This window comes from Nonomuraea rhizosphaerae, from assembly GCF_019396405.1.
In the GTDB taxonomy this organism is placed as follows: domain Bacteria; phylum Actinomycetota; class Actinomycetes; order Streptosporangiales; family Streptosporangiaceae; genus Nonomuraea; species Nonomuraea rhizosphaerae.
Genome location: NZ_JAHKRL010000256.1, coordinates 1 through 9,881, shown reverse-complemented (window position 1 = coordinate 9,881; position 9,881 = coordinate 1). Strand labels below are relative to the sequence as shown.

The 9,881-nt window shown below is 72.7% G+C and carries 9 protein-coding genes; 7 read left to right on the top strand and 2 right to left on the bottom strand.

Translation table 11 applies throughout. The features are described from left to right. The 3 genes from KME77_RS12970 to KME77_RS12960 form a co-directional block, all read left to right on the top strand. On the top strand, positions 1 to 532 hold a 532-nt coding region (locus KME77_RS12970), incomplete at its 5' end, for a TetR/AcrR family transcriptional regulator (protein WP_219466326.1). Continuing rightward, complete coding sequence (locus KME77_RS12965) at positions 522 to 1,967, top strand: FAD-dependent monooxygenase (protein ID WP_219466323.1); 1,446 nt, start codon at positions 522 to 524, stop codon at positions 1,965 to 1,967. The genes KME77_RS12970 and KME77_RS12965, both read left to right, overlap by 11 nt. 8 nt (positions 1,968 to 1,975) lie before the next feature. Beyond that, positions 1,976 to 2,740 carry a class II aldolase/adducin family protein gene (locus KME77_RS12960; RefSeq protein WP_219466316.1) on the top strand — a complete coding sequence of 255 codons (765 nt, stop codon included), beginning with the start codon at positions 1,976 to 1,978 and terminating at the stop codon, positions 2,738 to 2,740. Here the strand turns inward: KME77_RS12960 and KME77_RS12955 are convergent. Further along, positions 2,709 to 3,692 carry a GlxA family transcriptional regulator gene (locus KME77_RS12955; RefSeq protein ID WP_219466314.1) on the bottom strand — a complete coding sequence of 328 codons (984 nt, stop codon included), beginning with the start codon at positions 3,690 to 3,692 and terminating at the stop codon, positions 2,709 to 2,711. The two genes, KME77_RS12960 and KME77_RS12955, sit on opposite strands and share 32 nt — an antisense overlap. Before the next feature lie 71 nt (positions 3,693 to 3,763). Here KME77_RS12955 and KME77_RS12950 point away from each other — a divergent pair, with 71 nt between their 5' ends. After that, positions 3,764 to 5,026, top strand: a complete 1,263-nt coding sequence (locus KME77_RS12950; protein WP_219466311.1) for an MFS transporter — start codon at positions 3,764 to 3,766, stop codon at positions 5,024 to 5,026. Next, a complete protein-coding gene (locus KME77_RS12945; protein WP_219466308.1) occupies positions 5,023 to 5,673 on the top strand; it encodes a peptidyl-tRNA hydrolase in 651 nt (216 codons plus the stop codon). Before KME77_RS12950 ends, KME77_RS12945 begins: the two co-directional genes overlap by 4 nt. Here the strand turns inward: KME77_RS12945 and KME77_RS30280 are convergent. Next, complete coding sequence (locus tag KME77_RS30280) at positions 5,663 to 6,628, bottom strand: DUF3616 domain-containing protein (RefSeq protein WP_308250685.1); 966 nt, start codon at positions 6,626 to 6,628, stop codon at positions 5,663 to 5,665. The two genes, KME77_RS12945 and KME77_RS30280, sit on opposite strands and share 11 nt — an antisense overlap. Before the next feature lie 198 nt (positions 6,629 to 6,826). Between KME77_RS30280 and KME77_RS30275 the strand changes: the two genes are divergently transcribed. Both KME77_RS30275 and ftsH read left to right on the top strand, forming a co-directional pair. Continuing rightward, the gene (locus KME77_RS30275; RefSeq protein ID WP_219466305.1) at positions 6,827 to 7,624 is read left to right on the top strand and encodes a hypothetical protein; all 798 of its coding nucleotides are present in this window, start codon (positions 6,827 to 6,829) and stop codon (positions 7,622 to 7,624) included. Between the two features lie 35 nt (positions 7,625 to 7,659). Next, a complete protein-coding gene (ftsH, locus tag KME77_RS12930) occupies positions 7,660 to 9,699 on the top strand; it encodes an ATP-dependent zinc metalloprotease FtsH (RefSeq protein ID WP_219466304.1) in 2,040 nt (679 codons plus the stop codon). Positions 9,700 to 9,881: the final 182 nt, after the last annotated feature.

Here is a 9,881-nt window from a genome sequence, read left to right as displayed (position 1 = left end):
GCTCCGGCTCGCCCTGGAGCGCGGCCTCGACAACGTACGGGTCGAGGACATCGCCGAGGCGGCGGGGGTCTCGACGCGGACGTTCAACAACTACTTCGCGAGCAAGCACGAGGCGATCGCCGCCCGCCACGTCGACCGCGTCAGGCAGTCGGCGCGGACGCTGCGCGAGCGCCCGCCGGGCGAGCCGCTGTGGGAGGCGCTGACGCGGGCCGTGCTCGCCCCGTGGGAGAGCGCCACGCAGCCGCCCGCCCCCGAGGTCAGGCAGGCGCTGCGGCTGCTGGCGGGCGCTCCCGTCATGGAGGGGTTGTTCGCCGCCGACGCCGAGCTGGCCGCCGCCGTGGCCGAGCGCACGGGCACCTCCCTGGAGCGTGATCTCTACCCCCACCTGGTGGCCACCGCGGTGATCGCGGCCACGCAGGCCGCCGTGGGCCACTGGCTGCGCGTCGAGCCGCCGGCGCCGCTCGTCCCGCTGATCACCGAAGCGCTGCGGCAGCTCGCCGCCGGGATGCCGGAGGCGCCCCATGACCGCTGACGTCGTCATCGTGGGTGGCGGGCCCAACGGGCTGATGCTCGCCATGGAGCTGGCCCTGGGCGGGGTGCGGCCCGTCGTCCTGGAGCGGCTGCCCGAGCGAAGCCGGACGCCCAAGGCCAACGGCATCGTCGGGCAGGTCGTCCGGCTGCTGCACCAGCGCGGGCTCTGCGAACGGCCGCGGCCGATCCCCGCGTTCCTGTTCGGGGCGCTGCCGCTGGACCTGGCCGGCCTCCAGGACAACACCATGTACGGGCTGGGCATCACGCAGGCCCGGCTGGAGGAGCGGTTCGAGGCGCGCGCCCTGGAGCTGGGCGTGGAGATCAGGCGGAGGCGCGAGGTGACCGCCTTCACCCAGGACGACGACGGCGTGAGCGTCACGCTGGCGGGCGGCGGGCGGCTGCGCGCCCGCTACCTCGTCGGCTGCGACGGTGCCCACAGCATGGTCAGGAAGCACGTCGGCATCGGGTTCCCCGGCGTGACCTCGGCCGCCGTCACCTCGCGCGCCGCCCACGTGGTGCTGCCCGGCGCGACGCTCCGGCCGGACCGGGCCGAGGCCGAGGTGCCCGGCGCGGGCACGCTGGGCCTGTGGGCCTGGCACCGCACCGAGCGCGGGGCGTACGCGCTGCTGCCCATGGGCGCCGAGGTCCTGACGGTCAGCTGCATGGAGTGGGACGGGCCGGAGCCGGGCGGTGAGATGAGCATCGGTGAGCTGCGCGAGAGCCTGGCCCGCGTGCTGGGCGCCGACGTCCCGATGGCGCCCCCGCCGGGGCCGGGGCCGCACCTGCTGCGCCGCCTGAGCGGGCGCGACACGCGCGTCGCCGATCGTTACCGGGAGGGGCGGGTGCTGCTCGCGGGCGACGCCGCGCACGTCCACTCGGCCGTCGGCGCCCCGGGCCTGAACCTGGGCCTCCAGGACGCGGCCAACCTCGGCTGGAAGCTGGCGGCCACCGTACGGGGGACCGCGCCGCCCGGCCTGCTCGACACCTACGAGCGGGAGCGGCGCCCGGCCGCCGAGCGGGTCACCACGCACAGCAAGGCGCAGCTCGCGCTCATGGCTCCCGGGCCCGAGGTGACGGCGCTGCGTGAGGTGTTCGGCGAGCTGCTGCGGGACGAGAGCGCCCGTGGCCGGATCTCCGCGCTCATGTCGGGGGCGGACGTCGTCTGCTCCGGCGGCGGGCACCCGCTCGCCGGGCGCTTCGTCCCGGACCTGGACCTGGAGCCGACGCCGCTGGCCACGCTCACGCGGTCGGGCCGTCCGCTGCTGCTCGACCTGGCCGGAGGGCTCCCGCCGGACGACCGCGTCGAGGTGGTCAGGGTCAAGTGCGCCGAGCCGCCCGCGGACGCGCTGCTGCTGCGGCCCGACGGTTACCTCGCCTGGGCGGGCACGCCCGATGACACACTGGAGGAGGCCGTCAGAACCTGGTTCGGATCCTGAGGAGCGACATGCCGGAGAACCTGATCTTCCGCCTCCCGCCGACGTTCGAGACCGTCGAGGAGGAGCGGCGCCACCGCAAGGAACGTCTCGCCGCGGCACTGCGGATCTTCGGCAAGTTCGGCTTCGAGGAGGGCGTCGCGGGCCACATCACCGCCCGCGACCCCGAGCTGACCGACCACTTCTGGGTCAACCCGTTCGGCATGTCGTTCAAGCACGTACGGGTCAGCGACCTCATCCTCGTCAACCACGAGGGCCAGGTCGTCGAGGGGCGCTACCCGGTCAACGAGGCCGCCTTCGCCATCCACTCGCAGGTGCACCAGGCCCGTCCCGGCGTCGTGGCCGCCGCGCACAGCCACTCCGTGTACGGGCGCGCCCTGTCGGCGCTGGGCCGGGTCATCGAGCCGCTCACCCAGGACGCCTGCGCGTTCTACCAGGACAACGCGCTCTTCGACGACTACACGGGCGTGGTCACCGACTTGGAGGAGGGCAAGCGGATCGCCGCCGCGCTGGGCGGCAACAAGGCGGTCGTGCTGCGCAACCACGGGCTGCTGACGGTGGGCGAGACGGTGGACGCGGCGGCGTGGTGGTTCATCACGATGGAACGCTCGGCGCAGGTGCAGCTCGTGGCGCAGGCGGCGGGGGAGCCGGTGTTCATCGAGCCGGACAACGCCGCCCTCACCCACCGGCAGATCGGCAACGACCTGGTCGGCTGGATCAACTACCAGCCCCTGCACGACCAGATCATCCGCGAGCAGCCGGACCTGTTCGAGTGACCTCACGGGCGCGGAAGGTGCTGCGGTAGGTCAGCGGCGCCACCCCGACCGCCGCGTGGAGGTGCTGGCGCAGCGAGACCGTCGTGCCGAACCCCGCGCGGCGGGCCACCTCCTCCACCCCCGCGTCGGTGGTCTCCAGCAGGTGCCTGGCGTGGTCCACCCGCTGCTTGGCCAGCCACCGCGACGGGCTCAGCCCGGTCTCCTCGCGGAAGCGGCGGGTGAAGGTGCGCACGCTCATGTTCGCGTGCTGGGCCAGCGCCTCCAGGTCCAGCGGCCGTTCCAGGTGCGCCAGCATCCAGGCGCGGGTCGGCGCGGTGGTGGCGCCCGTCGGGTCGGGGAAGGGGCGGTCGATGTACTGGGCCTGGCCGCCCTCCCGCCACGGCGGCGTCACGCAGCGCCGGGCCGCCCGGTTGGCCACCTCGGCGCCGAAGTCGCGCCTGATCACGTGCAGGCACAGGTCCATGCCGGACGCCACGCCCGCCGAGGTCAGCACGTCGCCGTCGTCGATGAACAGCACCGACGGGTCCAGCCGCACCCGCGGGAACAGGGCGGAGAACCGGGCGGCCTCGCGCCAGTGCGTGGTGGCCGGGCGGTCGTCCAGCAGGCCCGCGGCGGCCAGCACGAACGCCCCCGTGCAGATGGACATGATCCTTTCGTGGCCCTGGAGCGCGTCGCGCAGGCCGGGGCCGATCGTGCCGTTCCTCATCACCTGGCCGCCGTGGATGCCCGGCAGCAGGACCGTGTCGGCCGTCCCCAGGACGTCCAGGTCGTGGTCCGGCAGGACGCTGTAGCCGGCCGAGCAGCGGACCGGCCGGCGGCCGGGCGAGCAGGTGACGACCTCGTAGAGCTTCTCGCCCGACGGCGACTCCGCCGACCAGAACACCTGGCCGGGGATGCCCAGGTCGAGCGGGGCGAAGTGGTCCAGGACGAGGACGGCGACGCGGTGCGGCATGGCCGGATTCTTTCATATATTGGCTTTCCGGCCACTCACGGCGACAAGCGGCGATAAATCAGGATTGGCGAATGACCCTCAGCACCACCACCGCGACCAGGCGCCTGCACCGGGCCTGGTTCGTCGCGGCAGTCGCGTTCGTCGCCATCCTCGGAGCGGCCGGGTTCCGCGCCACGCCCGGCGTGCTGATCAACCCGCTGCAGGCCGAGTTCGGCTGGAGCAAGGGCACTATCTCCCTCGCCGTGTCGATCAACCTCGTGCTCTACGGGCTGACCGCGCCGTTCGCCGCCGCCCTGATGGACCGGTTCGGGATGCGGCGCGTGGTGTCCCTCGCGCTGCTGCTGGTGGCGGCCGGCAGCGGGCTCACGGTGCTGATGACGGCCAGCTGGCAGCTCCTGCTGTTCTGGGGGGTGCTGGTCGGGCTGGGCACCGGGTCCATGGCGCTGGTGTTCGTCGCGACGGTGACCGACCGCTGGTTCGTCCGGCACCGCGGGCTGGTCACCGGCGTGCTCACCGCGGCGGGGGCGACCGGGCAGCTCATCTTCCTGCCCGTGCTCGCCCAGCTCGCCGAGGGGCCGGGCTGGCGGGTCGCCTCGCTGACCGTGGCCGCCGCCGCGCTGGTCGTGGTGCCGTTCGTGTGGTGGCTGCTGCGCGACCACCCGGAGGACGTGGGCACCACCGCTTTGGGGGCGTCGCCGGACACCGTACGCGCCGCGCCCTCGCGGGTGAACGCGGCCGTCAGAGCGCTCACCGTGCTCAGGTCGGCGGCCCGCACTCGGGCGTTCTGGTTCCTCGCCGGCGGGTTCGCCATCTGCGGGGCCAGCACGAACGGCCTGGTCGGCACCCACTTCATTCCCGCCGCGCACGACCACGGCATGGCCGAGCCGGTCGCCGCCGGGCTGCTGGCGGTCATCGGGATCTTCGACATCGCCGGGACCATCGCCTCCGGCTGGCTCAGCGACAAGGTCGACCCCAAGATCCTGCTCGGCGTCTACTACGGGCTGCGCGGGCTGTCGCTGATGGTGCTGCCGAGCCTGTTCGCGGCCACCACCGAGCCGAGCATGCTGATCTTCATCGTGTTCTACGGGCTCGACTGGGTGGCGACCGTGCCGCCGACCGTGGCGCTGTGCCGCCGGATCTACGGCCCGGACGGCGCGGTGGTCTTCGGGTGGGTGTTCGCCTCGCACCAGATCGGCGCCGCGATCATCGCCGTCGTCGCCGGGGTCACCCGCGACCACATGGGCGCCTACGACCTCGCCTGGTACGGCTCCGGCGTGCTCTGCCTCCTGGCGACCGGAATGTCCCTGGCGATCGGGCATGCTAAACGAGTATGAGCGAACTGATGGTCCTGCCCCTCGTGGTCAGGATCGAGCGGGCGGCGCCGCCCGAGCGCACCGACGCGCTGGAGGCGGCCGCGATGGCGGTGCTGAGCCTGCTGGACGACCCGGGGGAGTGGGGCGAGGAGCTGGCCGCCTGGCAGTCCACCGGCAAGATCCGCAAGGTGGTGCGCCGGGCCAGGGGCGCCGAGTGGCGGCGGGCGCTGGCGCTGCCCGGCCGTACGGTCGAGCACCGCACGGCCGAGGTGCGCGTCCACCCGCCCGTGCCGCTGGACGACTGGCCGCGCGACCTGGCCCGCCTCCAGGTGTCGGGCACCGAGCTGACCGACAGCGCCGAGCCGGGGGCCGCCGAGCCGCCGATCCTGTGGGCCAACTCGGCGCTGGACATGTCGGCGGGCAAGGCCATGGCGCAGGCCGGGCACGCCGCCCAGCTCGCCTGGTGGGCCAGCGAGCGCGACGAGCGGGCCGCCTGGCGGGCGAACGGCCTGGCCGTGAGCGTGCGCACCGCCGGGGAGGCCCGTTTCGCGTCGATGGTGGCGGCCGGGCTGCCCGTCGTGCGCGACGCCGGGTTCACCGAGATCGAGCCGGGCTCGTGCACGTTCGTCGCGGACGCGCCCTGGCTGTACGGGCGGGTCAGATCTTGAAGATGTCGGCGAGCACTCCGCCGGACGGGGTGATGCGGGCCGGCGACGGGCTGTCGTAGACGACCAGCAGCCTGCCGTCCTCCAGCACGGCCAGGCCCTCGGGGTGGTCGCAGCCGATGCCGTACGGCAGCTCCGCGACGGTCTCCAGCTCGCCGGCCGGCACCACCTCGCCCGCCTTCCGCACCCGCCAGCGCATCACCCTCACCGGCCCGTCCAGGTCCATGCTCGGGCCGGTGAGCAGCAGCACGTCGCGCCCGTGCGGGCACAGGTCGCGCACCCCCAGCCCGCCCAGGTCCAGGAAGTGCTTGCGGTACGGCTCGCGCAGCCGCAGCCGTCCGGGCTCGGTCTCGACCGGGCTGATCTCCAGGACCACCGCCCACCCGCGCAGCACCGGGCCGCGCAGCCCCAGGTAGACACGTTCGTCCACGACCGCGATGCCCTCGATGTCGAGGCCGTTGTCCTTGCCGGGCAGCGCCAGGAACGGCGCCAGGTGCGGATCGCCCTCCAGATGGGCGGCGATGTTGTCCTTGCCCGACATGACCGCCCCGCGCGCCGGGGCGTTCGTGACCGGGTTCAGCGGCAGCCGCGCCAGGATGAAGCGGTTCTCCTCGCGGAGCACGGTCGCCAGCCGCCTGACGGCCTTGGCCGGGTCCTTCGACCTGACGCGGCGGCGCTTGAGGCTGTGCGAGCCGACGGCCCACAGGTAGCCGTTCGCCCGGGCCAGGCCCTCGATGTCGGCCTCGTCGTCGGGGCCGGCGGGCAGGGGCACGTAGTCGGCCAGCCGGAAGGTGCGCTGATCCGCGTAGTGCTCGCCCGTCCAGGCCAGGTGCTCGATGGTGGCGGTCTCGTCGCCCGCTATCCACAGGCCGGTCGCGTCCCGTCGTACGGCGGAGAGATTTGTATGGGTTTGGGAGGCTTTGGATGCTGGGTCGAAATGGAGTTCCACCTGTTCCACTACGCCATGATGACACTTCGGCCGCTTCGCAAGCGGAATGGCGTGATATGTCGTACGCTCCCGATCGTGCTCGATGGGGATGATGGGACCAACGGTTCCCTTGTGAGGGTTGCAGCCAGACCGGGAACCCCTGCTTCCCCGCCTAAGCGCTCTCGCATCGGCGATCTGCGGATGCGGGACGTATACCGGGGGCTTGCGGTGGCGGGCGTTCTGGCGGTCGCCGCTGCCACGCTGGTCATGGTGCTCCCGTTGCGGCCGGACGAGGTCGCAGCACGGCCGGTTGCCGCGCCATCGACCGTGCCGGCCTCGTCCGGACCCGCCCCGTCCGTCAGCGCGTCCGGATCGATCGCGTCCGATCCGGGCGGCTCCGGGCCCAACGCCATCGGCACCGCCACGGCCGCGTCCTCCACGGAACCCTCCGCCACGCCCACGCCGAAGCCCGGCAGGTCCCTCGCCCCCGGCTACACGGCCATGGAGGCTCTGTACGCCGACTCCCGGCTGCCCGAGCTGCCCAAGAAGCCCGACCGGCTGCACCTGGCCAAGCCCGGCAAGCGCGTCTACAAGGACAAGCGGACCGGCCTCGCCGTGCCCGTGCTGTCCTCGCCGTGGAAGGCGCACAAGGCGGCGCCGTTCACCAGCAAGCAGGTGCTGCCGCTCAAGCGCGGCTCGAAGCTGCGCGGCATGTTCGTGACCTGCCCGCTGCCGATCGAGAAGCAGAAGTCGGCGCGCGACAGCGCGCTGCTGGCCGCCCGCTGGACGCTCAACCACCACCCCAAGCACGCCAAGATCCGCTGGCTGGCCTCCCAGCCGGTCAAGCGCGGCTGGCTGCTCACCTACCAGGTCAAGTACGGCAAGCACGTCTCGCGCGCGGCCGTCGTCGTGGTCGACGGGGGAATGGCCAAGCCGGGGCTGGCGTTCGTGACAGTGCCGGACTCGCAGCGCACCAAGTGGCGTGACATCACGCGCGTGGTCTCAGGGGTGCGTGTTCTAGGCTAGAGATCACGAAAGCGGCGAGGTGGGGGAGTGACGCCGTGGAAGGCTCAGGGCAGCCGCAGGAACGGTCGGCGCGGGCGCGGGGGCGTTCGGGGCAGCCGCACGAACGGTCACAGGGGCGCCAGGGGCAGTCGCAGGCGCCCGACGGCAAGCGGCCCAAACCGCCCTGGCGCGCGGAGGGCCTGCCCGGCGGCAACCGGCCGAAGATCAACTGGTGGCGGTTCGTCATCACGCTGCTCGCCGTGTACGCGGTGTTCTTCCTGGTGTCGTCCTTCTTCGACAGCGGCCAGGTCGAGACCATCTCCTACACGCAGTTCACCAGCCAGGTGACGGCCAAGAACGTCAAGGAGATCTACGCCACCGGCTTCTCCGTCGAGGGCGACCTGAAGAGCGCGGCCAAGGACCCCGACAGCGGCAACGCTTCGTACACCAAGTTCAAGACCGAGATCCCGGCCTTCGCCAACAGCGACCAGCTCTACCAGCAGTTGTCCAGCGCCGGGGTGAACATCAAGGCCGACCCGATCACCAGCGGCCGCGGCACGTTCCTCAACCTGCTGCTGTCCCTGCTGCCCGTCCTGCTGCTGGCCGGGCTCTGGATCTGGATCATGCGCAGGGGCGCCAGCATGATGGGTGGGGGCGGCGGCGGACTGAGCGGCCTGGGCAGGTCGAAGTCCTCCAAACCGGTCGAGGCCGGGCAGGTGCGGGTCACGTTCGATGACGTGGCCGGGATCGACGAGGTCGAGAACGAGCTGGTCGAGGTCGTCGACTACCTGAAGGACCCCGACAAATACCGCAGGCTCGGCGCCAAGCTGCCCAAGGGCGTCCTGCTGGCCGGCCCTCCCGGCACCGGCAAGACGCTGCTCGCGCGGGCCGTGGCCGGCGAGGCGAACGTCCCGTTCTTCTCCGCCAGCGCCTCCGAGTTCATCGAGATGATCGTCGGCGTGGGCGCGTCGCGGGTGCGCGACCTGTTCGAGGAGGCGCGCAAGGTCGCCCCCTCCATCGTGTTCATCGACGAGATCGACGCCATCGGCCGGGCCAGGGGCGGCGCGGGCGGCATCGGCGGCCACGACGAGCGCGAGCAGACCCTGAACCAGATCCTCACCGAGATGGACGGCTTCTCCGGGGCCGAGGGCGTCATCGTCATCGGCGCCACCAACCGGCCCGAGGTCCTCGACCCGGCCCTGCTGCGGCCCGGACGCTTCGACCGTACGGTCCAGGTCGGGCTGCCCGACGCGGCCGGGCGCACCGCCATCCTGGGCGTGCACACCAGGGGAGTGCCGCTCGACGGCGCGGTCGGCCTCGAACAGCTCGCCAAGACCACCCCCGGCATGACCGGCGCCGACCTGGCCAACCTCGTCAACGAGTCGGCGCTCCTGGCCGCCAAGCGCGGCAAGGACAAGGTCGGCATCGCCGACTTCGCCGACGCGCTGGAGAAGCTGCAGCTCGGCGCGGCCCGCAGCATCGTGATGCCCGAGGAGGAGCGCACCAGGACCGCCTTCCACGAGGCCGGGCACGCGCTGCTCGGCATGCTCCAGCCCGGCGCCGACCCGGTCAGGAAGATCTCGATCATCCCGCGCGGGCGGGCGCTCGGCGTCACGCTGTCCACCCCCGACACCGACCGCTACGCCTACGACGAGGAGTACCTGCGCGGGCGCATCACCGGCGCGCTCGGCGGGATGGCGGCCGAGCAGGTCGTGTTCGGCGTCATCACCACCGGCGCCGAGAACGACCTCGAACAGGTCACCATGATCGCCCGCGGCATGGTCGGGCGCTGGGGCATGTCGGAGAAGGTCGGCCCGCTGACCATCCTGCCCAACGACGGCCAGCCGCCGCAGGCCTCGCCCGCCATGCTCGCCGTCGTGGACGAGGAGGCGCGCCGGATCGTCGACGAGTGCTACGAACGCGCCGTGCGGATCCTCAGCGAGAACCGCGACAAGCTCGACGCCATCACCCACGCCCTGCTGGAGCACGAGACCCTCGACGAGGCGGGCGCGTACGCCGCCGCCGGGCTCGCCGGCGAGCCCAAGCCGGCGAAGGACACCGGGCTTTCCGCTGACTTGGATAAGGCCAGTACGTAGCCGGGCGCTGCGGTGGGCACGTTCCCGGGATGAGCGATCCGAACGGGTAGGTGCCATGACACTGAACGACGAGCTGCTCGCCGAGCTCGGCGACCCTGGGCTGGAACAGATGTCCGCGCTGCTCGGCGCCGGCGGCACGCCCGGTGCCGCCCGCCAGGCGCTCACCGCCGTGTCGGCCGCCG

Excerpts from the sequence above, each read along its gene's own strand:
- KME77_RS12965 (WP_219466323.1), top strand. The coding sequence starts at position 522 with ATGACCGCTGACGTCGTCATCGTGGGTGGCGGGCCCAACGGGCTGATG.
- KME77_RS12960 (WP_219466316.1), top strand. The coding sequence starts at position 1,976 with ATGCCGGAGAACCTGATCTTCCGCCTCCCGCCGACGTTCGAGACCGTC.
- KME77_RS12955 (WP_219466314.1), bottom strand. The coding sequence starts at position 3,692 with ATGCCGCACCGCGTCGCCGTCCTCGTCCTGGACCACTTCGCCCCGCTC.
- KME77_RS12950 (WP_219466311.1), top strand. The coding sequence starts at position 3,764 with ATGACCCTCAGCACCACCACCGCGACCAGGCGCCTGCACCGGGCCTGG.
- KME77_RS12945 (WP_219466308.1), top strand. The coding sequence starts at position 5,023 with ATGAGCGAACTGATGGTCCTGCCCCTCGTGGTCAGGATCGAGCGGGCG.